16 protein-coding genes are annotated in these 23,670 nt (G+C 63.5%); 8 read left to right on the forward strand and 8 right to left on the reverse strand.

Going from position 1 to position 23,670, the window contains the following annotated elements; all coding sequences use genetic code 11:
- Positions 1-265 precede the first annotated feature (265 nt).
- Positions 266-1,534, forward strand: coding sequence for a class I SAM-dependent methyltransferase (locus tag AC0ZT5_RS17410; RefSeq protein ID WP_488497419.1), 1,269 nt, complete (start codon positions 266-268; stop codon positions 1,532-1,534).
- Here the strand turns inward: AC0ZT5_RS17410 and AC0ZT5_RS17415 are convergent, their stop codons facing one another.
- Positions 1,535-2,284: an MOSC domain-containing protein gene (locus tag AC0ZT5_RS17415; RefSeq protein ID WP_488497420.1), complete on the reverse strand. Its 750-nt coding sequence runs from the start codon at positions 2,282-2,284 to the stop codon at positions 1,535-1,537.
- Positions 2,284-4,239 carry an acetate--CoA ligase gene (gene acs, locus AC0ZT5_RS17420; RefSeq protein ID WP_488497421.1) on the reverse strand — a complete coding sequence of 652 codons (1,956 nt, stop codon included), beginning with the start codon at positions 4,237-4,239 and terminating at the stop codon, positions 2,284-2,286. Before acs ends, AC0ZT5_RS17415 begins: the two co-directional genes overlap by 1 nt.
- Before the next feature lie 336 nt (positions 4,240-4,575).
- Between acs and AC0ZT5_RS17425 the strand changes: the two genes are divergently transcribed.
- The gene (locus tag AC0ZT5_RS17425) at positions 4,576-4,848 is read left to right on the forward strand and encodes an usg protein (RefSeq protein ID WP_477284700.1); all 273 of its coding nucleotides are present in this window, start codon (positions 4,576-4,578) and stop codon (positions 4,846-4,848) included.
- Positions 4,849-5,009: 161 nt separating this feature from the next.
- Here the strand turns inward: AC0ZT5_RS17425 and AC0ZT5_RS17430 are convergent, their stop codons facing one another.
- Together AC0ZT5_RS17430 and AC0ZT5_RS17435 are read right to left on the reverse strand one after the other, a co-directional pair.
- Entirely contained in the window at positions 5,010-6,044 is a 1,035-nt protein-coding gene (locus tag AC0ZT5_RS17430) for an aldo/keto reductase (RefSeq protein WP_488497422.1), read from the reverse strand.
- Between the two features lie 63 nt (positions 6,045-6,107).
- Positions 6,108-7,289 carry an MFS transporter gene (locus AC0ZT5_RS17435; protein ID WP_488497423.1) on the reverse strand — a complete coding sequence of 394 codons (1,182 nt, stop codon included), beginning with the start codon at positions 7,287-7,289 and terminating at the stop codon, positions 6,108-6,110.
- Between the two features lie 119 nt (positions 7,290-7,408).
- Between AC0ZT5_RS17435 and AC0ZT5_RS17440 the strand changes: the two genes are divergently transcribed.
- Complete coding sequence (locus AC0ZT5_RS17440) at positions 7,409-8,317, forward strand: LysR family transcriptional regulator (protein ID WP_488497424.1); 909 nt, start codon at positions 7,409-7,411, stop codon at positions 8,315-8,317.
- Positions 8,318-8,372: 55 nt separating this feature from the next.
- On the opposite strand, the gene AC0ZT5_RS17445 is transcribed toward AC0ZT5_RS17440, so the two are convergent.
- Entirely contained in the window at positions 8,373-9,422 is a 1,050-nt protein-coding gene (locus AC0ZT5_RS17445) for an aldo/keto reductase (protein ID WP_488497425.1), read from the reverse strand.
- Between the two features lie 108 nt (positions 9,423-9,530).
- A complete protein-coding gene (locus AC0ZT5_RS17450) occupies positions 9,531-10,193 on the reverse strand; it encodes a YggS family pyridoxal phosphate-dependent enzyme (protein ID WP_488497426.1) in 663 nt (220 codons plus the stop codon).
- Between the two features lie 153 nt (positions 10,194-10,346).
- On the opposite strand from AC0ZT5_RS17450, the gene leuS reads away from it, so the two are divergent.
- From leuS to AC0ZT5_RS17465, 3 genes are all read left to right on the forward strand, one after another.
- Positions 10,347-12,971 carry a leucine--tRNA ligase gene (gene leuS, locus AC0ZT5_RS17455; protein WP_488497427.1) on the forward strand — a complete coding sequence of 875 codons (2,625 nt, stop codon included), beginning with the start codon at positions 10,347-10,349 and terminating at the stop codon, positions 12,969-12,971.
- Positions 12,958-13,542, forward strand: coding sequence for an LPS assembly lipoprotein LptE (lptE, locus tag AC0ZT5_RS17460; RefSeq protein ID WP_488497428.1), 585 nt, complete (start codon positions 12,958-12,960; stop codon positions 13,540-13,542). Before leuS ends, lptE begins: the two co-directional genes overlap by 14 nt.
- Positions 13,543-13,840: 298 nt before the next feature.
- Complete coding sequence (locus AC0ZT5_RS17465) at positions 13,841-16,549, forward strand: DNA translocase FtsK (protein WP_488497429.1); 2,709 nt, start codon at positions 13,841-13,843, stop codon at positions 16,547-16,549.
- Positions 16,550-16,657: 108 nt separating this feature from the next.
- Here AC0ZT5_RS17465 and fsa read toward each other — a convergent pair whose 3' ends face one another.
- Positions 16,658-17,314 carry a fructose-6-phosphate aldolase gene (fsa, locus tag AC0ZT5_RS17470; protein WP_095084171.1) on the reverse strand — a complete coding sequence of 219 codons (657 nt, stop codon included), beginning with the start codon at positions 17,312-17,314 and terminating at the stop codon, positions 16,658-16,660.
- Between the two features lie 90 nt (positions 17,315-17,404).
- Between fsa and AC0ZT5_RS17475 the strand changes: the two genes are divergently transcribed.
- Positions 17,405-19,588: a primosomal protein N' gene (locus tag AC0ZT5_RS17475; RefSeq protein ID WP_488497430.1), complete on the forward strand. Its 2,184-nt coding sequence runs from the start codon at positions 17,405-17,407 to the stop codon at positions 19,586-19,588.
- Between the two features lie 52 nt (positions 19,589-19,640).
- On the forward strand, positions 19,641-20,336 hold the full coding sequence (locus tag AC0ZT5_RS17480) for an aspartate/glutamate racemase family protein (protein WP_488497431.1): 696 nt from the start codon (positions 19,641-19,643) through the stop codon (positions 20,334-20,336).
- A gap of 48 nt (positions 20,337-20,384) precedes the next feature.
- Here the strand turns inward: AC0ZT5_RS17480 and AC0ZT5_RS17485 are convergent, their stop codons facing one another.
- Positions 20,385-23,354: a hypothetical protein gene (locus tag AC0ZT5_RS17485; protein WP_488497432.1), complete on the reverse strand. Its 2,970-nt coding sequence runs from the start codon at positions 23,352-23,354 to the stop codon at positions 20,385-20,387.
- Between the last annotated feature and the right edge of the window lie 316 nt (positions 23,355-23,670).

Below are 23,670 nucleotides of genomic sequence, written 5' to 3' on the forward strand. Positions count from 1 at the left end.
TTAACGGGAAGTCTGCTTCCCGAAAGTGCAATCCGCTGAGGCCACGTTCTGGAAAACGAAATCACTCGACATCGGATCACCTCCTTTCGATTTGTTGAACACGCTGAGATGATGGGGTCTGATTTGGCAAATGGCAAGGCGTTACCCTCAAAAAGCCGGGTGTGTGTCTTTCCGGCCATTCTGCCCAGACAGGCTGACCAGACGGGGTGGCTTGCGGTCCGGGGGCAAACGGACAACATTGGCGCTCTGGCTTCGGGGAGGAAGCATGGACGCCACCGACAAGGCCGCGCGTATCGTTCGAACGGTAGCTGAGACACTGAAGCCGGGCTTTGCCGTCAGGCTCTGGACCGGCGAGCGGATTGGCCCCGCCACCGGCCCTGTGCTCACCATCAATGACCCGGACATCGTCTGGCAGATGGTTCGCCGCCCCACCTTCTCGACGCTGATCGAGATGTGGATTTCCAAGGCGGTCGATGTCGAAGACGGATCGCTGTTTGATTTCTACGCCCTGCCATCGCAAGGCAAGCTCAGGTCGAAACTCAAGACATTGCCGAAGCTGGCGATCCTGCGTGACTTGCCGGCAGTCCTGTTTTCAAGGAAACAGATGACCGCGCGAACCGATCTTTCGGGGCGCAATCCCTTCGTCAGCGGGTCAAGCCAGGAAGCGATCCAGCATCACTATGATATCTCGAATGCTTTCTATCGGCTCTTTCTCGACGAGCGCATGGTCTACAGCTGCGGCTACTTCAAGGATTTCGCCAACAGCATCGATCAGGCGCAAATCGACAAGCTCGACCATATCTGCCGCAAACTGCGGCTGAAGCCCGGCGAAAGATTGCTCGACATCGGCTGCGGCTGGGGAGCGATGCTGATCCATGCCGTGAAGAACTATGGCGTCGTCGGCCACGGTGTCTCGCTGTCAGAGGCACAGACCAACCTTGCCCGCGAACGCATCCGCGCCGAGGGGCTGGAGGACAAGATCACCATCGAGATAAAATCCTACGCCGAGCTCTCGGGTAGCTTCGACAAGATATCGTCGATCGGCATGTTCGAGCATCTGGGGCTCGCCAACCATGCCGCCTATTTCTCCACCATCCACCGGCTGCTGAAACCGGGCGGCATCTACCTGCATCACGCCATCACCCGGCGCAGCAAGGGCGACATCAAGAAAACCCTGCGCAAGGGACCGGAATACAAGGCGCTGATCAAATACATCTTCCCCGGTGGTGAACTCGACACGATCGGCATGACGCTCGGCAATTTCGAAGCGCATGGCTTCCTCGTCTATGACGTCGAGAACCTGCGCGAGCACTATGCCCGCACCTGCAGGCTTTGGGCGGAACGTCTGCACGCCCGGTTCGATGAGGCGATCGCCGAGGTCGGCGAAGCCAAGGCACGCCTGTGGCTGCTTTACCTGACTGGCTGTTCGATCACCTTCGAACGCGCCTCGGCGCAGATTTTCCAGACCGTCGTCACCAAGCGTGCGCGGGGCTCGAGCGGCCTGCCGCCGACGCGGGCGGATCTCTACCGGTGATCAGACGAATCGCATCGCCGCGCCGATTTCGACGCGGGCGGGCCGGTCGACCGTGCAATAGACGCCGAGATTGTGCGCGTTGTGGCGGACCAGGTTGCGCAGGATGGCCGGGTCGTGATCGAACCCATCCTGCGCAATGATGGTAAAGCCGCAGCGGCGGCAGGGCTCGGAGATTGTCAGCAGCAGATCGCCGATCGCCAGCTTGCGGCCGATCCATTCGGTCTCCGGGAACGATCCTTCGACCGGCGCCATGTCGACGACGATGTTGGGGCGGAAGCGGCGCGGATCGGGGACGCCTTCGGGGTGCAACGCCTTCAGCCGTGCCAGCGAAGCCGTGGTCAAAAGGTGGATCGGGGCCTTGCGGTAACGCTCGGCGGTCAACGGTCCGGAATAGCCGGACGCCGCGTGTTCCCTCCGAAACGGCCGGATCGAGGCCGCGAAGCCGAGATAGGCAGAAACGGCGCGATCGCTTTCGGCTCCCGGCGCCGCCAGCCAGTCGCCGTCCGGAAGGGCAACCTCCAGTTCGCGGTTTGGCGACAGCCGGGTCCTGATGCGCGGCACCTTGTGCCATTTCGCATCGCGGTCCGGCCGCGCGATTTCATTGTCGGTGGCATCGACGAGACCGAACATGCGGTCGCCGTCGATGCTTTCCTGATCCACCGAAATCGCGTCCAGGCGTTCGCCGGCGAGCGAACTCGCCGGGTAGCGCCAAAGCTCGGTGACCGAACCCACCGCGACTGTCGATTGCATCAGCTTTTCTTGTTCTGCCGGTTGGCGATCAGGTCATCGACGACGGCCGGATCGGCAAGCGTCGAAGTGTCGCCAAGTGCCGAAAAATCGTCCTCGGCGATCTTGCGCAGGATGCGGCGCATGATCTTGCCCGAGCGCGTCTTGGGCAGGCCGGGCGCGAACTGGATCTTGTCGGGCGAAGCGATGGCGCCGATCTCCTTGCGGACGTGGGCGATCAACTCCTTGCGCAGTTCCTCGTTCGGCTCCTCCCCCTTCATCAAGGTGACGTAGCTGTAGATGCCCTGGCCCTTGATGTCGTGGGGGTAGCCGACGACGGCTGCCTCCGAAACCTTGTCGTGGCTGACCAGTGCCGATTCGACTTCGGCCGTGCCCATGCGGTGGCCGGAGACGTTGATGACGTCGTCGACGCGACCGGTGATCCAGTAATAGCCGTCGGCGTCGCGGCGGCAGCCGTCACCGGTGAAGTACTTGCCCTTGTAGGTCGAGAAATAGGTCTGCACGAAGCGGTCATGGTCGCCATAGACGGTGCGCATCTGGCCCGGCCAGGAATCGGTGATGCACAGATTGCCGTCGGCCGCGCCCTCCAGCACCTTGCCCTCGCCGTCGACCAGCTGCGGCTTGACGCCGAAGAAAGGCCGCGTCGCCGAACCTGCCTTGAGGTCGGTGGCGCCGGGCAGCGGGGTGATCAGGATGCCGCCGGTCTCGGTCTGCCACCAGGTGTCGACGATAGGCACCTTGCCGTTGCCGACGACGTTGAAATACCACTCCCAGGCTTCCGGATTGATCGGCTCGCCGACCGAACCCAGCACGCGCAGCGACTTGCGCGATGTCCTGGTGACATGCGCATCGCCGGCGCCCATCAGCGCGCGCAATGCCGTCGGCGCGGTGTAGAAGATGTTGACCTTGTGCTTGTCGATGACTTCCCAGAAGCGCGACTGCGACGGATAGTTCGGCACGCCCTCGAACATCAGCGTGGTGGCGCCGTTGGCGAGCGGCCCGTAGACGATGTAGCTGTGGCCGGTGACCCAGCCGACATCGGCGGTGCACCAGTAGATGTCGCCGTCATGGTAATCGAAGACATATTGGTGTGTCATCGAGGCATAGACGAGATAGCCGGCGGTGGTGTGGAGCACGCCCTTCGGCTTGCCGGTCGAGCCTGATGTGTAGAGGATGAACAGCGGATCCTCGGCCTTCATCTTCTCCGGCTTACACTCGGGCTTAACCGTCGCGACCTCGTCGTGGTACCAGACGTCGCGTCCGGCCACCCAGCCGGTCTTGCTGCCGGTGCGGCGCACAACCACTACCTTTTCGACGTTCGTTCCGGCCTTGGCGGCGATCTCGATCGCCTTGTCGGTGTTGTCCTTCAGCGGGATCGGCTTGCCGCCGCGCAGGCCTTCATCGGCGGTGATGACGAAGGTCGACTTGCAGTCGTCGATGCGGCCGGCCAGTGCGTCCGGCGAGAAGCCGCCGAAGACGATCGAGTGGATGGCGCCCAGCCGCGTGCAGGCCAGCATCGCGTAGGCGGCTTCCGGGATCATCGGCATATAGATGGTGACGCGGTCGCCCTTCTTGACGCCGTGCTTCTTCATCACATTGGCGAGTCGGCAGACATGCTCGTAAAGCTCGTTGTAGGTGATCTTCTTGTCGTCGTAGGGATTGTCGCCTTCCCAGATGATGGCGGTCTGGTCGCCGCGCTTCTTCAGGTGGCGGTCGATGCAGTTGTAGGAGACGTTGGTCAGCCCATCCTCGAACCACTTGATCGAGACCTTGCCATCGAAGGAGGTGTTCTTGACCTTGCTGAAGGGCTTGAACCAGTCGATGCGCTTGCCATGCTTGCCCCAGAACTTGTCCGGGTTCTTGACGCTGTCGGCATACCATTTCAGGTAGGTGTCATTGTCGATCAGTGCGCTTTTCTTCCACGCCGGCTGGACGCGATGGACATGAACCTCGGACATTCCTTACTTTCCTCCCGAACCAATCCGCCGGCTTGAAACGCCGGCGGGATCGCGGCGACGCGGCCGCGAATTCGGCGGCATTATTACCAGTTCCTCCGTTACGGCAATATTAGACATTGGGTTTGTCTGGAGATTTGGGGGGTTGCGCGGCTGGATGCCGCAGCCAGACTTGCACCGCCTGTCAGCACTCAGGCGATGTCGCTGCTAACTGCATGTTTTCGCGCGGAAAACCCGTTCTCGATCAGGAAAAATCAATAGACAGTTAAGCAACGGCGCGCACAATTCAGCGTTGGGAGGAAAGGAGACTCAACCAAGGGACCGCCGAAGGGGGCTGCAATGCACGACCATTCTGAAATGGACCTGATGCTTAAGGGATATGGCCTGACCACGGCCAAGATTCTTTATCATTTTCCCGATCATCCGCACCTGCTGCAGAGCTACATCTGGCAGGACTACGACATCGCGCCGACGTTTCCGGTGCTGATCCGGTTCATCGAATTTTGGAAGACCAGGCTCGACGGTCCGCTGCATTCGGTTGTCTACACGCACCAGAAGCTGATCGCGCCGAACGAATGGCGCAAGGTGGATGGCGAGTTCGTGCTGCATTAGGGTGTTCCGATATTCGGGTGAGGCCGGCCTGCGAATGGCGGTTTCCTGCGCTTCCGGTGCTCACGTACTTTAAGTACGCTTCGCTCCGGTTCTCGGAAGCCACCATTTTCGACTCGGCCTGACCTGAATCTCGACACGCCCGATCCAGAACGGTTGATGTGTTAGACCGCCGGCGGATTGAGCCGAGCAAAACCTTCCTGGCGGCGATAGGGGAAATACGGGTAGGGCGCGGTGACTTCGCTTGCCGCGTCGAGCTTTTTCATCTGCTCCGGCGTCAACGTCCAGCCGACGGCGCCGAGGTTCTGGCGCAACTGCTCCTCGTTGCGGGCGCCGATGATGACCGAGGACACGGTCGGGCGCTGCAGCAGCCAGTTGATGGCGATCTGCGGCACCGTCTTGCCGGTTTCTTCGGCCACCGCGTCAAGGGCATCCATGACCCGGTAGAGATGCTCATCCTCGACCGGTGGGCCGAAGCTGGCGGTGTCGTGCAGCCGGCTCTCGTCCGGCAGTTTTGCTCCCCGGCGGATCTTGCCGGTCAGGCGGCCCCAGCCGAGTGGGCTCCACACCAACGCGCCGACGCCCTGGTCGAGGCCAAGCGGCATCAGCTCCCACTCATAGTCGCGGCCGACCAGCGAATAGTAGACCTGGTGCGCGACATAGCGCGGATAGCCGTGCCTGTCGGCTTGCGCCAGCGACTTCATCACTTGCCAGCCTGAGAAGTTGGAGACGCCGACATAGCGAAGCTTGCCGGAGCGCACCAGCTCGTCCAGAGTCGACAGGACCTCCTCGATCGGCGTGCCGGCATCGAAGGCATGCAGCTGCAGCAGGTCGATGTAATCGGTGCCGAGCCGTCTCAGCGCATCGTCCACGGATTTGATCAGCCGCGAACGCGACGAGCCATAGCCGGCCGGGCCGTCGCCCATCGGCAGCGAAGTCTTGGTCGAGATCAGCACCGCATCGCGGCGGCCTTTTATGGCTTCGCCAAGCACCTGTTCCGATGCGCCGTTCGAATAGACATCGGCGGTGTCGAACAAATTGACGCCGGCTTCGAGGCAGATGTCGATCAGCCGCCGCGCTTCCCTTGCGTCACTGTTGCCCCAGGCGCCGAACAGCGGGCCGGAGCCGCCAAAGGTTCCCGCGCCGAACGAGAGTGCGGGCACTTTCAGGCCCGATGCACCGAGACGTCGATAATCCATTTTCGTGGCTCCTGATGGTTTGGAAGGGGATGTCAAAGGGCGATCCGGTTTTGCCGGAGAGCGTTACGAGCGGACGGAGACAGGCTCGCCGATCGCAGGGTTGCGATCGAGACGCAGTGCCAGTCCCGCCACAGCGAGTGCGGTAAGCGGCAGCAGGGCGGCGACCCAGGTGAGCGAACCCAGGCCCAGGCCCTGGGCGATCACCGCGCCGCCAAGCCAGGCGCCGGCGGCGTTGCCAAGATTGAAGGCGGCGATGTTGAAGGACGAAGCAAGGCTTTGGCCCGCACCTTGCGCCTTCTCCAGCACCCACATCTGCAGCGGCGCCACGGTGGCGAAGGCGGCGGCACCCAGCAGGCCGACATAGATCACGGCCATCACCTGGCTGTGGATGGCGAAGGTCATGGTTGCGAGCACCAGGGCCAGCACCACGAGGCTGCCCAGCACGGCCGGCACCAGCCAGCGGTCGGCGACCTTGCCGCCGGCGAGATTGCCGGCGATGAGACCGCCGCCGAAGACGAGCAGAATCGGCGACACGGCGGCTTCGCCAAAACCGCTGATCTGCGTCAGCAACGGGGCAATGTAGGTGAAGACGGCGAAGACGCCGGCATAGCCGAGCACGGTGGTGGCGAGGCCGAGCAGCACGGGCGTGCGGCGCAGCACGGCGAGGTCGGCGCGCAGGTCGCTCTTCTCGGGCGCGGTCCGGCTGCGTGGGACCAGCGCCAGGATGACGGCGAAGGCCGCCAGGCCAACCACGGTTACCGCCCAGAAGGTCGCCCGCCAGCCAAAGGCCTGGCCGAGCCAGGTGCCGAAGGGCACGCCGAGGATGTTGGCGATGGTCAGGCCGGTGAACATCAGTGCGATTGCGGAGGCCTTCTTGTTGGGCGCGACCAGCCCGGTGGCGACCACCGAACCGACACCGAAGAAGGTGCCATGGGCAAAGGCGGTGATGACGCGGGCGCCCATCAGCGTCCAATAGTCGGGCGCCAAGGCACAGGCGAGATTGCCAAGAGTAAAGATCGCCATCAGCGCCAGAAGCACGGTCTTGCGCGGCCAGTTGCCGGTGGCGATGGTCAGCAGCGGCGCGCCGATGACGACGCCGAGCGCATAGCCGGAAATGAGCTGGCCGGCGGCCGAGATCGAGACGCCGAGATCCTTGCTGACGTCGAGCAGCAGACCCATGATGACGAATTCGGTGACGCCAATGCCGAAGGCACCGGCGGCGAGGGCGTAAAGGGCAAGAGGCATGGCGGGTTCCACTTCGATGAGGAAGAGCGCCGTCCCGCGCCCCAACCCGAAAGATCGTGTCGCCACGCATTGTGAACCAGACTTGCGCCGGGCACATTTTCTGTGAAATAGATTCACAGATGGCCAGACCCGACATCAATCGCTCCGGCGAGATCGAAGTGTTCGTGCGCGTCGTCGAGGAAGGTAGTTTCTCTTCTGCGGCACGCGCGTTGCGCATGACGCCGTCGGCTGTCAGCAAGCTGATCGCGCGGCTGGAGGCCCGGCTTGGCGCGCGGCTGGTCAGCCGTTCGACGCGAAAACTGCAACTGACACCGGAAGGCACCGCGTTTTACGACAGCGGCCTGCGCATCCTGGCCGACATGGCGGCGGCCGAGCAGGAAGCAGCGGCAGGGGCGGCGCCTCGCGGACGGTTGCGCGTCAACTCCTACGTTCCCTTCGGGGTGCATCGGCTGATCCCGCTCCTGCCGCGCTTCCTCGAACGTTACCCAGAGATTTCGGTCGATCTGGTGCTGACCGACAGCGTCATCGACCTGATGGCGGAACGCGCCGATGTCGCCATCCGTGCCGGGCCGCTCGGCGAATCACGGCTGGTGGCGCGCAAGCTCGGGCAAAGCCCGGTGGTCGTCGTTGCCGCGCCCTCATACCTCGGCACGCATGGCACGCCGCTGACGCCGGCCGATCTCGACAGGCACAACCGCATGGGCTTCGGCTTCGTGCGGCATCTCGACGGCTGGCCGTTCCGTGACGCCGCCGGCACCCCCGTCATGGTTCCGATCACGGGCAACACACTGGTCAGCGACGGCGAGGCGATGCGGCTGATGGCGCTGGCGGGCGCGGGCATTGCCCGGCTGGCGCGCTGGCACGTGGCAGCCGATATCGCGGCCGGCCGGCTGGTGCGGTTGCTCGAGGATTTCAATCCGGGCGACGAGGAGGCCACCCACGCCGTCTATGTCGGCCAGGGTCGGCACCTGCCGGCGCGGGTGCGGGCCTTGCTCGATTTTCTCGGCGAGAGCGTGCGGCTGACCTGAGGCGAGACGGCTCTCGGGAGCCTGTGGGCCCCCGAGATGTCTGCGCTGGCTGCTGCTATGCTTTCGGCGTGAACGGCGCCGGGCGGCGACCGGCTGCCTGACGCTCCACCATCCAGCCGGGATATTCGGCAGGCAAGGCGCTGACCTCATCGAGACGGGCAAGATCGTCGGTGTCGAGCTTCAGCTGGGTGGCGGCAAGGTTCTGCTCGAGCTGCTCCATGCGGCTGGCGCCGATGATGACGCTCATCACGAATGGCTTGGCCAGGACATAGCCGAGCGCCACCGTGGCAACGCTCACATCATGCTTTTTGGCGATCTCGCGCATGACGGCGACGGCTGCCCAGGCGCGCTCCTCGTTGACCGGCGGGAAGTTGAAGGAGGCACGGCGGCCCTCGCCATTGCCAGGCGCGCCGGGGCCGTATTTGCCGGAGAGCAGACCGCCGGCCATCGGCGACCACACCATCAGGCCGAGCTTCTCCTCGTGGAGGAGAGGCACGATTTCGCGCTCGAGATCGCGGCCGGCGATCGAATAGTAGGACTGGACGGTCTCGAAACGGGCAAAGCCCTTGCGGTCGGCGATGCCGAGCGCCTTGGCGATGCGCCAGGCCTGCCAGTTGGAAACGCCGACATAGCGGACCTTGCCGCTGGCAACCAGATCGTCGAGCGCCCGCAGCGTTTCGTCGATCGGCGTCACCATGTCGGTGCCGTGCAGTTGATAGAGGTCGATATGGTCGAGCTGCAGCCGCTCGAGGCTGGCATCGACCGAATCCATGATGTGGCCGCGTGACGAGCCACGCTGGTTGGGACCGTCGCCCATGGCGCCGTGCACCTTGGTGGCGATGACCACCTTCTGCCTGTCGACGCCGAGATCTCTCAGCGACTGGCCGAGCAGCCGCTCGGACTCGCCGAACGAGTAGACGTCGGCCGTATCGAAGAAATTGACGCCGGCGGCGATCGATCGCGCAACGATCTCGTTGACGCCCTTCTGGTCGAGGCTGGCGATCAGGCCCCATTGGGCGTTTTCGCCGGCGGCGCCGAAGGTCATGGTGCCGAGGCAAAGTTCGGAGACGAACATCCCCGTATTTCCAAGCTGGTTGTAACGCATGGTGAGGCTCCAGGTGAATCGTGATGACACCAAACAAATAGGAACGGTACGTTTCGTTTCCAGTGCTGGCACAACGTGCCTGCCAGATTGGCCCAAAGGGCCGTAGCGTCAGCGGCTGCCGAAGATCGCCGAACCGACCCGGACGCTGGTGGCGCCGAAGGCGACCGCCGTCTCGTAGTCGCCGGACATGCCCATCGACAGTTTGGTGACGCCGGCCTCATGCGCAAGCTTCTCCAGCAAAGCGAAGTGAGGACCTGGGTTCTCGTCGGCCGGCGGGATGCACATCAGGCCTTCGATGGCGAGGCCGTGGACACCACGGCAGCGGGTGACGAAGGCGACCGCGTCGCGCGGTTCGATGCCGGCCTTCTGCGGCTCGGAGCCGGTGTTGACCTGGACATAGAGCTTCGGCGCGCGGCCCTGCCTGGCGATCTCCCTGGCGAGTTCGACGGCGATCTTGTCGCGATCGACCGTCTCGATGACATCGAACAGCGCCACCGCCTCCTTTGCCTTGTTCGACTGCAGCGGACCGATCAGGTGCAGTTCGATGTCGGCAAACGCCTCCTTCAGCGCCGGCCATTTCCCTTGCGCCTCCTGCACGCGGTTTTCGCCGAAGACGCGCTGGCCGGCCTCGAGGACCGGGCTTATGTCGGCGGCGTCAAAGGTCTTGGAAACCGCGACCAGCGTCACCGCGCCACTCTGGCGACCGGCCTCGCGCTCGGCGGCGGCGATCTTGGCCTTGACCGCGAAAAACTGCTGAACGGCGTCGCCCATATGCAAATCCCGCTGTTTTGATCCGCGTTTTTGGCCGACGCGAGACCCATATGGTTGACGGGTTTGCCAAACCATGGTGAACACCCGGACCATATCCAATGAACTGCCGAGCTGTCGCCCGCAGTCCGCATGCTTTTAAGTGAAAAACGTCCCATGGCAACCGAACGATACAATCCGCGCGCGTCAGAGCCCAAATGGCAGAAGGCCTGGGACGCCAGGAAGCTTTTCGAAGCGCACAATGACGATCCGCGCCCGAAATACTACGTGCTGGAGATGTTCCCCTATCCGTCGGGGCGCATCCATATCGGCCACACCCGCAACTACACGATGGGCGACGTGGTGGCTCGCTACAAGAGGGCCAAGGGCTTCAACGTACTGCACCCGATGGGCTGGGACGCCTTCGGCATGCCGGCCGAGAACGCGGCGATGCAGAACAAGGTCCATCCCAAGGAATGGACCTACCAGAACATCGCCACCATGCGCGAGCAGCTCAAGGTCATGGGCCTGTCGCTGGACTGGGCGCGCGAATTCGCCACCTGCGACGTCGACTACTACCACCGCCAGCAGATGCTGTTCCTCGATTTCGTCGAAAAGGGGCTGGTGACGCGTAAATCCTCCAAGGTGAACTGGGATCCGGAGGACATGACCGTGCTCGCCAACGAGCAGGTCATCGACGGACGCGGCTGGCGTTCGGGGGCGCTGGTCGAACAACGTGAACTGACGCAGTGGTTCTTCAGGATCACCGACTTCGCGCAGGATCTGCTGGATTCGCTCGACGGCCTCGACGATTGGCCGGAGAAAGTGAAGCTGATGCAGCAGAACTGGATCGGCCGCTCCGAGGGCCTGCTGATTCGCTGGCCGCTGGCCGACGCCATCGGCGGCGAGCATGAGCTGGAAGTCTATACGACAAGGCCCGACACCATTTTCGGCGCCTCCTTCATGGCTGTCGCCGCCGATCATCCGCTGGCCAAAAAGGCCGCCGAGGCCAATCCGGCGCTGGCCAAGTTCATCGACGAGGTCCGCCATATGGGCACCTCGGTGGCGGCGCTGGAGACGGCCGAGAAGAAGGGCTTCGACACCGGCATCCGCGTCGTACATCCGTTTGACGACAGCTGGACGCTGCCGGTCTATGTCGCCAATTTCGTGCTGATGGAATACGGCACCGGCGCAATCTTCGGCTGTCCGTCCGGCGACCAGCGCGACCTCGACTTCGCCAACAAATACGGCCTGCCGGTGATCCCTGTGGTGATGCCGGAAGGCGAGAATGCAGGTAGCTTCCAGATCATCGATGAAGCCTATGTCGGCGACGGCGTGATGATCAATTCGCGCTTCCTCGACGGCATGAAGCCGGATGATGCGTTCGACGAGGTCGCGAAACTGCTGGAGCAGAAGACCATCGGCAACCGGCCGATGGCTGAGCGCAAGGTGAATTTCCGCCTGCGTGACTGGGGCATTTCGCGCCAGCGCTACTGGGGCTGCCCGATCCCGATGATCCATTGCGAGGATTGCGGCGTGGTGCCGGTGCCGAAGGCCGACCTGCCGGTCAGGCTGCCCGACGATGTCGATTTCGACCGGCCGGGCAATCCGCTCGACCGCCATCCGACCTGGCGCCATGTCAAATGCCCGCAATGCGGCAAGGATGCGCGTCGCGAAACCGACACGATGGACACGTTCGTCGATTCGTCGTGGTATTTCGCACGCTTCACGGCGCCCAGAGCGTATGAGCCGACCGATCCCAAGGCAGCCAATGAGTGGCTGGCGGTCGACCAGTATATTGGCGGCATTGAGCACGCGATCCTGCATCTGCTCTATTCGCGCTTTTTCACCCGCGCCATGCGCGAGACCGGCCATGTCGATCTGGCCGAGCCGTTCAAGGGCCTGTTCACGCAAGGCATGGTGGTGCACGAAACCTATCGCGTCGGCTCGGCATCGAACGGTCGCTGGCTGGCGCCTACGGAAGTGCGGCTGGAGGACGTCGACGGCAAGCGCCGCGCCATCGACATCGCCACCGGCGAGGCGGTGACGATCGGCCCGCTGGAAAAGATGTCGAAGTCGAAGAAAAACACGGTGAGCCCGGAAGACATCACCGACGGCTACGGCGCCGACACGGCGCGCTGGTTCATGTTGTCGGACTCACCCCCCGAGCGCGATGTCGAATGGACCGACGACGGCGCCGCCGGCGCGCATCGCTTCATCCAGCGCATCTGGCGCCTGGTCTCGACGGCCGCCGAGACCCTGGCCGGCATCGAGTCCGTGGCGGCCAATGCCGGCGAGGCGGCAGTGGTTTCGAAAGCTGCGCACAAGATCCTGAAGGCGGTAGGCGAGGATATCGAGAAGCTTGCCTTCAACCGCGCCATCGCCCGCATCTACGAACTGGCCAATGCGCTGACCGCGCCGCTCAACGATGTGGCCGAAGGCAAGGCCGATGCGGCGCTGAAAGGCGCTTGCCGGCAGGCTGTGGAGATACTCGTGCATCTGATCGCGCCGGTCATGCCGCATCTGGCCGAGGAGTGCTGGGAAACGCTCGGCGGCACCGATCTGGTCGCCGAACGGCCGTGGCCGATCTTCGACCCGGCACTGGTCGTCGACAACGAAGTTACCTATCCGGTACAGGTCAACGGCAAGAAGCGGGGGGATTTGACAATTGCCCGCGACGCGGACCAAGGTGCGGTCGAAAAAGCGGTACTGTCTCTCGACTTCGTGCAGAAAGCACTCGAAGGTAAGGCTCCGCGCAAGGTGATCATCGTGCCGCAGAGGATCGTCAATGTCGTTGCCTGATCGGGAAAAGACAGAGCTGGGCCGCTTGTTGCGCCGCGTGGCGCTTGCCGGCCTGCTAGGCTCGCTTGCGCTGGCCTCGGCCTGCACGGTGCGGCCGCTCTATTCGAGCGAACCGCTGTCGACGGGCTCGACCGGCAGCGCCAATTCCGAACTGGCGTCGATCGGCATCAAGCCGGTCAACACGCGTTTCGGGCAGCAGGTGCGCAACAATTTGATCTTCGGATTTGGACGAGGCGCCGGCGAACCGGCCTCGCCGGCCTATTCGCTCTTCCTCGGCGTGGGCGAAGCCGTCGAATCCGCGGCACTCGTGCAGGTCGGAACCGACGAAGACGAGCCGACCGCCGGCTCCGTGACGCTGACCGCTAACTATACGCTGAGCGATGCCAAGACCGGGGCAAAGATCGCGTCCGGGAGGCGCTCGATCACCTCGTCCTTCGACAGGCCGCGTCAGGAATTCGCCGCATACCGGGCGCAGATCGACGCCGAGAACCGTGCCGCGCGCGAGCTGGCCGAAGCGCTGCAGCTGTCCATCGCCCAGGACCTGGTCAAGTACGGCAAGACGGCCGGCTAGCGCATCATCGTTTCGAACGCTCCCCGCCTCAAAATGCGGGTATGGCGGCAATGGTGACATTGATCACGCGCGCCCAAAGTCAGACCGCCGAAATTGCCGCAGAGATAGCGCGCTCACTCCTTGTGGCTCCCCCCAGGCAGATTGCGCCGGCGTGAGTGCTGCCTGACAACGGGTCGCTCGTTGCGACCGGTACGATGACATTGCTGTCCCAAGATCGTCGACGATCGCGGCGCCGGGAAGCAACTGTTAACCACTCGCTCCCTATTGCTCGGCAGACGTTTCAGAGCGAGTCGTGAGAATGGAATCCAAGCGTTTTACCCGGGTCAATTCATTGAAGGCAACTTCGCCCGATGACCCAGGGGTAGAGCGTTTCGAGGGCGCGGGTGGCAGGGCCGGTCGGCAAGCTCCTTCAGCCGCGACAGGCGGCCATGATCGCCCAACTCACCAGGGACAGGACGGCCGGCAGTCTGGCATACACCAGGCCGGCTATTCCGCGCGGGTTGTTGATCTTGGCGGTAGCAGGCGGCCCTATATGGAGCCGAGGGTTGACCAGGGGACGAGCCATGCTTCCCCGAAGATCGGCGACATCGAAAGTCCTGCCTGGCAGGAATATTTCTTCCTCGCGCCCAATGTGCGTTTTACGCGTACGCCTGACTACGAGACCAAGAAGCATCGCCAGCAGAGCGACCCTGTCGTCGAACAAGGCGCTCCAGACGCGCTCCCAACGCAGCAGGCCGTCACACAGCCCATCGTTGACAAGGCACCAGTCGCTCCCTCGCTGCTGGCATTGCCGGTTTCGGTGAAAACCCGCAATTTGGAAACAGCCCGGTTGCAGGGCAGCAGCGAACCGGCCGCATCAAGGACGTCGCCGCTGGCCGCAGCGTCTGCTGCGCCGGGGCGTGCCAACGACAAGGCACGACGTGTGCCGTCGGTACCTCCGATGACGGCCGCAACGGGACGAGCATCCGTGCGCATGGCCGCCGTCCCTGCAGGCAGCGCCGCGACTAAGATAGCCAACCCCGAGACACTGCGCTGGCCTCATCTCTCCGATCACGCCTTCTTCGAGGTCATGGCGCCATACCTTGTCGACGTCTCGTCCCAGGCCCGGCCAGTCAGCCCGGCCACTCCGGCGCCGGCCGCCGCTGCGCGAATTGGTATCAGCCCATCGATGGTGGCCGACACCACCTCGCTGTTTCGTGTGATCGAATGGCTTCCGGGCCAGCCCTCGAAGCCTTTAACTGATGTCCAGCCGTCCAACTCGAACGAAGCTGTCGCCCAGCCGCACGTGCCGGCGAGCAATGCGCCTCTGCAGGCAGAGACCGCTGTAATCCCCGCTGCGGCAAGCGATGCCGTTGCCGTGCCAATCGTGCCGCGTCGGGACGTCGCCATGCGAGTCGCGGCCGCGTCCCCACGCTTGCCTCTGGCCGGAAAAATCGCGCCTTCAATGGCGGGGGATTCCTATCAACTCCCCTCCGAAGAGTTGTTGCAGCAGCCACCGGAGGGGCAGGGGTTCTACATGTCGCAGGAGCGGCTCGAGCAGAACGCCGATCTTTTGGAAAGCGTGCTCGAAGATTTCGGCGTGCGCGGCGAGATCATTCATGTTCGCCCGGGCCCGGTCGTCACGCTCTATGAGTTCGAACCGGCACCGGGTGTCAAATCCTCTCGTGTCATCGGGCTCGCCGATGATATCGCTCGCTCCATGTCGGCGGTTTCGGCGCGCGTCGCCGTCGTGCCTGGCCGCAATGTCATCGGCATCGAGCTTCCGAACGAGATGCGCGAAACGGTCTATTTCCGGGAGCTGATTGAATCGGAGGGCTTCCGCAAGACCAGCTGCAAGCTGGCGCTCTGTCTCGGCAAGACGATTGGCGGCGAGCCTGTCATCGCCGAGTTGGCGAAGATGCCGCACCTGCTCGTGGCAGGCACCACCGGCTCCGGCAAGTCGGTCGCCATCAACACCATGATCCTGTCATTGCTTTACCGACTGAAGCCGGAAGAGTGCCGCCTGATCATGGTCGACCCCAAGATGCTGGAGCTCTCCGTCTATGACGGCATCCCGCATCTTTTGACCCCCGTCGTCACGGACCCCAAGAAGGCGGTCACCGCGCTCAAATGGGCGGTGCGCGAGATGGAGGACCGCTATCGCAAGATGGCGCGGCTCGGCGTGCGCAACATCGACGGCTACAATGAGCGCGCGGCTGCCGCCCGCGACAAGGGCGAGACGGTCGTGATGACCGTACAGACCGGCTTCGAAAAGGGCACCGGCGAGCCGCTTTTCGAACAGCAGGAAATCGACCTTGCGCCGATGCCTTATATCGTCGTCATCGTCGACGAGATGGCCGACCTGATGATGGTTGCCGGTAAGGAGATCGAAGGCGCCATCCAGCGTCTTGCGCAGATGGCGCGTGCTGCCGGTATCCACCTGATCATGGCAACGCAGCGCCCTTCGGTCGATGTCATCACCGGCACGATCAAGGCCAACTTCCCGACCCGGATTTCCTTCCAGGTGACTTCCAAGATCGACAGCCGCACCATCCTGGGCGAACAGGGCGCCGAACAACTGCTTGGCCAGGGCGACATGCTGCACATGATGGGTGGCGGGCGCATTTCGCGCGTGCATGGCCCGTTTGTTTCCGATGCGGAAGTCGAGCATGTCGTGGCGCATCTAAAGGCGCAGGGCCGCCCCGAATATCTGGAGACCGTGACGGCCGACGAGGATGAAGAAGAAGCCGAAGCCGATCAGGGCGCGGTCTTCGACAAGGGATCGGTTGCAGCCGAAGACAATGATTCCATCTATGACGAGGCGGTCAAGGTGGTGGTGCGCGACAAGAAGTGCTCGACGTCTTACATCCAGCGCCGCCTGGGTGTCGGTTACAACCGCGCCGCATCGCTGGTTGAGCGCATGGAAAAGGAAGGGCTGGTCGGTGCACCCAACCATGTCGGCAAACGCGAGATCATCATGGGCCGGCGCCCGCAGGTGAGCGCGCCCGACGATAACGGCACCGATTGATCGGCAGGCGAGCCCTTGGCGATTTGACGTCTTCGGGGGGCGCAATAAAAAAGGCCGGTTGCCCGGCCCTTTCTGTTTGAAGCGGTGTGATCTCAGCCGATCGCGGTCTTAGCCGATCGATTGGCCGGTCTTTGCCCAGTCGGCGAGGAACTGTTCCAGGCCCTTGTCGGTCAGCGGATGCTTGACCAGCGCCTTCAGCGTCGCCGCCGGCACGGTGGCGACATCGGCGCCGATCAGTGCTGCCTGCTTGACGTGGTTCACTGTGCGAACCGAAGCCACCAGGATCTCGGTCTGGAAATCATAATTGTCGTAGATCTGCCGGATCTCCTGGATCAGCTCCATGCCGTCGACGCCCATGTCGTCGATGCGGCCAACGAAGGGCGAGATGAAGGACGCACCGGCCTTGGCCGCCAGCAGCGCCTGGTTGGCCGAGAAGCACAGCGTGACGTTGACCAGGCGGTTCATCTCGGTGCGGATCGTCTTGCAGGCCTTCAGGCCGTCCAGCGTCAGCGGCACCTTGATGCAGACATTGTCGGCGATCTTGGCCAGAACCTTGGCCTGCTGCATCATCTCGGAATATTCGGTGGCAGTGACTTCAGCCGAGACCGGACCCTTGACGATATCGCAGATCTGCTTGGTGACCTCGGCGATCTTGCCGCCAGATTTCAGGATCAGCGACGGGTTGGTGGTGACGCCGTCAAGCAGGCCCAGATCGTTGAGCTCACGGATATCCTTGACGTCTGCGGTGTCGACAAAAAATTTCATGGCGGTCTCCTGACGATTTCGTCGTGCTGGGAAAGGCACGTTCAGCGTTGCCCTTTGATCTAGACCAAAGTCGGGGCAAGGTCACGCTTCATGATCGAAGATTCGCCCTTTGTCGCAGCCGCACCGGTGCTGGTGCCGATGCCCGCCGAACGTCCCTACACCTATGCCGTGCCGGCCGGCATGCGCGTGGTGCCGGGCTCGATCGTGCGCGTGCCGCTTGGCCCGCGCCAGGTTGCCGGCATCGTCTGGGATGGTGCGGTCGAGACGGTCGACGCCAAAAAGCTGCGCCCGATCGAACAGGTTTTCGATTGCCCGCCGATCGACCGCGCAATGCGCCGTTTCGTCGACTGGGTGGCGCAGTACACGCTGTCGCCGCCCGGCATGGTGGCGCGCATGCTGCTCAGGGCGCCCGAAGCTTTCGACCCCGAACCATGGATCGAGGGGCTGCAGCGCACCCTCCTGACGCCCGACCGAATGACGGGTGCCAGAGAGCGCGTGCTGGAGGCGGCCGAGGGCGGACTTGCCTGGACGCGGTCCGGCCTGGCGCACGCGGCCGGCGTGTCGTCGACGGTGATCGACGGCCTGAGGGCGCAAGGTGTGTTCGAGACGGTGATGATCCCGCCGCGCCCGGTGGTGGCCGCGCCCGACACACGCTACGCCGTGCCGGAATTGATGCCGGACCAGAGCGATGCCGCGCAGATGCTGCGCGCCAATGTCGCGGCCGGTGTGTTCAATGTCGCGCTGCTCGACGGCGTCACCGGGTCTGGTAAGACCGAGGTCTATTTTGAAGCGGTGGCGGCTGCCCTCGACCAGGGCAAGCAGGTGCTGATCCTGCTGCCGGAAATCGCGCTGACGCACGCCTTTCTCGAGCGGTTCCAGCAACGTTTCGGCGCCAAGCCGGGCGAATGGCACTCGGACCTGCCACCGAGGATGCGCGAACGCGTCTGGCGGCAAGTGGCGGAAGGCGGCGTGCGCGTCGTCGCCGGCGCTCGCTCGGCGCTGTTCCTGCCGTTCAGGGAGCTTGGCCTGATCGTCGTCGACGAGGAGCACGACCCGGCCTACAAGCAGGAAGACCGCGTCTTCTACAATGCGCGCGACATGGCGGTGGTGCGCGGCCATATCGGCAGCTTTCCGGTGGTGCTGGCCTCGGCGACGCCATCGGTCGAGAGCCGGGTCAATGCCAGCCAGGGCCGCTACAACAGGGCGGTGCTTTCCGCTCGCTTTGCCGAGGCGGCGCTTCCACATCTCAAGGCGGTCGACATGCGGCGGGCGCCGCCGGCACGCGGCGGCTTCCTGTCGCCGGTGCTGGTCGACCAGATGCGCCAGACGCTGGGGAAGAAGGAGCAATCGCTGCTGTTCCTCAACCGGCGCGGCTATGCGCCGCTGACGCTGTGCCGCGTCTGCGGCCATCGCTTCGGGTGCCCGGTCTGCTCGGCCTGGCTGGTCGAGCACCGGTTTCGCGGCCAGCTGGTCTGCCATCATTGCGGGCACAATGAGCGTCGCCCCGAAGCCTGTCCGGAATGCGGCACGCTGGATCATCTGGTCGCTTGCGGACCAGGCGTCGAACGCATCGCAGAAGAGGTCCTCGCGCATTTTCCGGATGCGCGCACCATCGTCTTGTCATCCGACCTGATGGGTGGCGTGCGGCGGCTGCGGCTTGAACTGGAAGCGATTGCCAATGGCGAGGCCGACATCGTCATCGGAACGCAGCTTGTCGCCAAGGGTCACAACTTCCCGAACATGACTTTGGTCGGTGTCGTCGATGCCGATCTCGGTCTCGCCAATGGCGATCCGCGCGCTGCCGAGCGCACCTTCCAGTTGCTCAGCCAGGTGACCGGCCGCGCCGGCCGTACCGGCAAGAAGAGCCTCGGCCTGCTGCAGACTTTCCAGCCCGACCATCCGGTGATGCGGGCGATCGTCTCCGGCGACGCCGAGGCCTTTTACGAGCGCGAGATCGCCGAGCGCGAACGGGTGGCCCTGCCGCCGTTCGGCCGGCTTGCCGGCGTCATCGTCAGCGCGGTGACGAGGGCAGAGGCCGAGGGCCATGCGCGCGGCCTGCGCCGCGCCGCGCCGGAGGCCACCGACCTGTTCGTGCTGGGACCGGCGGAGGCGCCGCTGTCATTGCTCGGCGGGCGCCACCGTTTTCGCCTGCTGATTCAGGGTGAACGGCGCGCCGACATGCAAGGCTTCATCCGCGCCATGCTGGCCAACGGGCCAAAACAGCGCGGCTCGGTTCGGGTGCAGGTCGATATCGATCCGCAGAGCTTTTTGTAAGGTCGCGATTCGGCGATAGGCTGCGGCCAAGCCGGCAAGACAGGAAGATCACATGAAAACCCTTGGCCTTCTGGGCGGCATGAGCTGGGAATCGACCGCCATCTACTACCGGCTGCTCAACGAGATCGTGCGCGAGCGTCTCGGCGGCCTGCATTCGGCCAAACTGCTGCTGTGGTCGTTCGACTTTGCCGAGATCGCCGAGCGGCAACATCATGGCGACTGGGACGGCGCCGGCGTGCTTCTGGTTGACGCCGCGCGCAAGCTCGAGGCGGGCGGCGCGGAAGGACTGCTTCTGTGCACCAACACCATGCACAAGCTGGCCGACCAGGTGCAGGCGTCGGTATCGATCCCGTTGATCCACATAGCCGACGCCACCGCAGTCGCCGTCAAGAGTGCCGGTATGCAGCGCCCGGCGCTGCTGGCGACGCGCTTCACCATGGAACAGGATTTTTACAAGGGTCGGCTCGCCGACAAATATGGACTTCAACCCGTGGTGCCCGATGCCGCCGGACGCGACATGGTGCATCGCGTCATCTACGAGGAGCTGTGCCAGGGCGTCGTCACCAAAGCCTCGAAAGCGGCCTACATCGCCGAGACCGAACGGCTGCGCCGCGAAGAGGCCGCCGACAGCGTCATCATGGGCTGCACCGAGATCACCATGCTGATCGGCCAGCCGGACTTCGATATACCGGTCTTCGACACGACGCGCATCCATGCGGAGGCGGCGGTGGCGTTCATGCTGCCCTGAAGCAATTCAAGGGAAATCGCGCAGCGATTTCCCTTGGGAAGTCAGAGCTCAGGGCCGGACGGCGATAGTTCCGCTGCCGACCACTTTCAGCTTCCATCCGTCTGCCTGCGTGCCGGCGAGATTGAGATGCCCGGCCAGGAAATACAGGCGATCGGTGTCGGGGCCCTTGGCGGTGCAGAAGCGATCCTGCAGATAGGACGGAGGTGTCGCCTGGTAGTAGAGGTCCGCCTCGATGCTGGCAGGGCGTGCACCCTTCGGCAAATCGGCAAGCGGTATCGAGTAGCTCAGCGTGTCGCTGCCGCCCGAAATATAGTCGGGATCGTCCTCGACGGCGGTCCCGCCGACGTCGACGGCGAGTTCCTCATCGGCGCCCAATGCCTTGGCGATTTCGAGCCGGCTTTCGACCGGCAGGAAGCCGGTCGGCAATATCCGGTTGTCCTTCACCTCCGTGCAGATCGACAGGAAGCTGGTCGTCAGTTCGCCTTCCGGCTTCGACTGCGCATTGCAGACCGGATTGGGTGTGTCGGCGGGCGGCGTGGAGACCAGTTCCTGATAGATCTGAACCTGATCCTGTCGCGTGATCTTCTGGTAATGCGGCTGATGCGGCCGTTCGCCAGGGTGGACACGGCCGGAACAATCATCCTTCCACCAGAGTTCGCCATCCAGCGGCTCGCCGTCGGCGCCGACGATCACACCGGCGGCATTTGTACGGCCGGAGACCCAGAGCTGTTCACCGTTCTGGTCGAGCACGCTGAAGGTAAGGAATGCACGCCGGAAACCCACTCCGGAGGGAAACTTGTGACCGGCCAGGTTCTTCACCGTCACCTTGGCATCTAGCGCGTCGGCGGTCATGGCAAGATCGCTGATAGTTACGCCAGCGGTTGCCTGTGACGCCTGGTCCAGCATCGCCTGCTCGGTGAGGGCGAGGGGATCGAGAGCCTTCTTGCCCATCATCGGATCGCGCGTCCTGATGCCGAAGACATCGGGAAACTGCTGCGCCATCTTGACCAGGAAGACGTTGAGACCGACGAGCGTGTGGCGGGCAAATCCCTCGCGAACCGAAAGATCCGGTGCGTTGCTGGACTCGGTCTGCGGGAAATTCAGATTTTCCTGGATGCTGGCGATCTTGCTCATCGTCGGCGATCCGTCCTGTTCCGTCGATGGCATGTGACAACCCTGACAGCTGCGCGGCGTAGCGCCGGCGCCCAGCGGAAGCGGGCCGTCCGGCGTGCTGCCGGTTCGATAGGCGCTGAACGCCCATTCCGGATAGGTCGTCTGCTCGTAGATATGCGCCAAGGTGTTGGTGCCTTGCAGAACCGGCAAGTGAACCGTGTGGCACGTTCCGCAGACCTCGGAGCTCATGATCGTGGCGTCGTGGACCGGTTTGATGCCGAGTGCGGTATGCATCGGCCCGACTTCCGGTTTCTCGAAGGGGCCGATGAGCGTATCGGGCGAGCCGACCATGAAGCTGCCGGTGAAGGTCTTGGCAAAGCCGGTCGCGTGCGGATTGAGCAGCGCCTGCCGCTCGTCGACGCAGGCGTTCTGCGGCTGATCGCCGAGCGGTCCGCTGGCCTTGCTGTTGAGCACCATGCGGTGACAGGATGTGCAGGTGATGCCATCGCGGGCGAGCATGCCGTAATTGGCGTGCGCGGCACTCGGATTGTCGGCCGGCCAGGGCGTCGCATCGACCATCTCGCGCGTGAACAATTCGCATTTGCCCGAGTGCGCTTTCTCGTCGATGTGAAACTGCCGTTCCCCGGCGATGCCGTGGCAGCCAAGGCAAACGTCCTGCACCACGTCAGCCATTTTGGGGTGAAAGCTTTGCGTTTCACTGGCCAGCTGCGCGAAGAATATCGGGTCGCGGCCTCCCAGTCCCATCGGCGAGGTTCGCCAGGTCGCCAGCGGAGACAGATTGATCAGGCCATCGCCATGCGGGTTTGGCTTGGTCATGTCGAACTGCAACCCGGTGCTGCCGGCATCATGACAGCCCAGGCACTGGCTCGAGGTCAGGAACGTATCGGACGCATCGGGACCTTTGGCCCCGACCCAGGTGTTGTCGTAGGTTTCGGAAGGCATCCGCGAGACGGTCTCATAGGTCGGCATCTCGCGGACATAGGCCTGCAGCGCAGCGATCACGTCGGCGTTCGGACTGTAGAGCGGCTGGCCAAGACGCGGGTTGGCATCGACCGGCAAAACGACGGTCTGGTGCAAGGTCGTTGCCGGCGCTCCCTCGAAGAAATCCTGTGCGAGATAGTTGAGCGGCTTGCCTGGCTCACCCGCGATGTTCTTGGGCGATGCGAAGGTCAGATTGTCGGTCGCCGAGGCATGACAGTTCATGCAGTACTGGGCGAAGCCCATGTTGGGCATGCTGTTGTTGTCGGCCGGCAGGGCCGGCCAATCCGGAGTCCAGCCGCTCTGGCTGCCAAAGCCGTACCAGCCCCAGAACCAGCCATCGTAAGAGGCGCTGGCATCGCGGATCATGATCGCGGCGCCGCTGGTTGGAAAAAGCCTGAGAGGATCGACCGTCCGGCAATCCGACGCCGGCTCCGAGAACATCTCCTTGACCATGATGGCACCGTCGGGAACCGGCGGCGGATGATCGACCTCGCCGTCGGCGGAGCGATTCTTGCGAAGCCAGTCCATCATGTCAGGCGAATACCAGATCATCACAGGCGCATGGGTACCGAAATCCTTGCCCTGCCAGGCGCCGTTGACCAGGGTGGCGATGCGGGGGCCGGCCTGGCGCACGACTTTGTCGTGCACCCATCCGGCAGCTTCGTCGCGATAACAGTAACTGCCGAGATACTGGTTGAGCTTGTTCTCGTAGTCGCCCAGGGACAGCGCCGAAGGCTTCCTGATCGTAGGCTCGAGCTGCTGGCAGACCAAGGGATCGGCGGGAGCCATGACAGTCGGCCGTTCGGCGATACAGTCCGCGCGTGCACCCTGCGCGATCCCGGCAAGGGCGGCCGCAGCGATCCAGATGCTGGCCAGATGCAATGTCCGACAAAGATCCGGCATGATCGTCTCCGAATTTCGAGATCCTGCCTGCCGCGCTCCCGTCCGCGCAGATTTCACAGGTGATCGTACAACATGTGAAGTTGCTAAAATAAACAAGAAGTCGACGAAAGGAACATTCGAAGCATAATACTTGCGTTACGTGGCGGCAAGACAGCGATCTATACTGTCGAAGAAATTGTCCGCGTATCTCTTGTCCAAGGATTTGTTTCCCTGCCAACCGAATCGGCCGCGAAGCCGCTGGCTCCACGCGGGGAGCTCATATCAGGCGCTGGCATTCCAGTACGCCTTGCCAAACTCCGGCTTTCCGGCTGCGCGC

The sequence above is a fragment of the Mesorhizobium sp. CNPSo 4670 genome (assembly GCF_057784235.1).

Excerpts from the sequence above, each read along its gene's own strand:
- lptE (WP_488497428.1), top strand. The coding sequence starts at position 12,958 with ATGTCGTTGCCTGATCGGGAAAAGACAGAGCTGGGCCGCTTGTTGCGC.
- AC0ZT5_RS17445 (WP_488497425.1), bottom strand. The coding sequence starts at position 9,422 with ATGCGTTACAACCAGCTTGGAAATACGGGGATGTTCGTCTCCGAACTT.
- fsa (WP_095084171.1), bottom strand. The coding sequence starts at position 17,314 with ATGAAATTTTTTGTCGACACCGCAGACGTCAAGGATATCCGTGAGCTC.
- leuS (WP_488497427.1), top strand. The coding sequence starts at position 10,347 with ATGGCAACCGAACGATACAATCCGCGCGCGTCAGAGCCCAAATGGCAG.
- AC0ZT5_RS17435 (WP_488497423.1), bottom strand. The coding sequence starts at position 7,289 with ATGCCTCTTGCCCTTTACGCCCTCGCCGCCGGTGCCTTCGGCATTGGC.
- AC0ZT5_RS17410 (WP_488497419.1), top strand. The coding sequence starts at position 266 with ATGGACGCCACCGACAAGGCCGCGCGTATCGTTCGAACGGTAGCTGAG.
- AC0ZT5_RS17430 (WP_488497422.1), bottom strand. The coding sequence starts at position 6,044 with ATGGATTATCGACGTCTCGGTGCATCGGGCCTGAAAGTGCCCGCACTC.
- AC0ZT5_RS17425 (WP_477284700.1), top strand. The coding sequence starts at position 4,576 with ATGCACGACCATTCTGAAATGGACCTGATGCTTAAGGGATATGGCCTG.
- AC0ZT5_RS17415 (WP_488497420.1), bottom strand. The coding sequence starts at position 2,284 with ATGCAATCGACAGTCGCGGTGGGTTCGGTCACCGAGCTTTGGCGCTAC.
- AC0ZT5_RS17475 (WP_488497430.1), top strand. The coding sequence starts at position 17,405 with ATGATCGAAGATTCGCCCTTTGTCGCAGCCGCACCGGTGCTGGTGCCG.
- AC0ZT5_RS17440 (WP_488497424.1), top strand. The coding sequence starts at position 7,409 with ATGGCCAGACCCGACATCAATCGCTCCGGCGAGATCGAAGTGTTCGTG.
- AC0ZT5_RS17450 (WP_488497426.1), bottom strand. The coding sequence starts at position 10,193 with ATGGGCGACGCCGTTCAGCAGTTTTTCGCGGTCAAGGCCAAGATCGCC.
- acs (WP_488497421.1), bottom strand. The coding sequence starts at position 4,239 with ATGTCCGAGGTTCATGTCCATCGCGTCCAGCCGGCGTGGAAGAAAAGC.
- AC0ZT5_RS17485 (WP_488497432.1), bottom strand. The coding sequence starts at position 23,354 with ATGCCGGATCTTTGTCGGACATTGCATCTGGCCAGCATCTGGATCGCT.
- AC0ZT5_RS17465 (WP_488497429.1), top strand. The coding sequence starts at position 13,841 with ATGGAATCCAAGCGTTTTACCCGGGTCAATTCATTGAAGGCAACTTCG.
- AC0ZT5_RS17480 (WP_488497431.1), top strand. The coding sequence starts at position 19,641 with ATGAAAACCCTTGGCCTTCTGGGCGGCATGAGCTGGGAATCGACCGCC.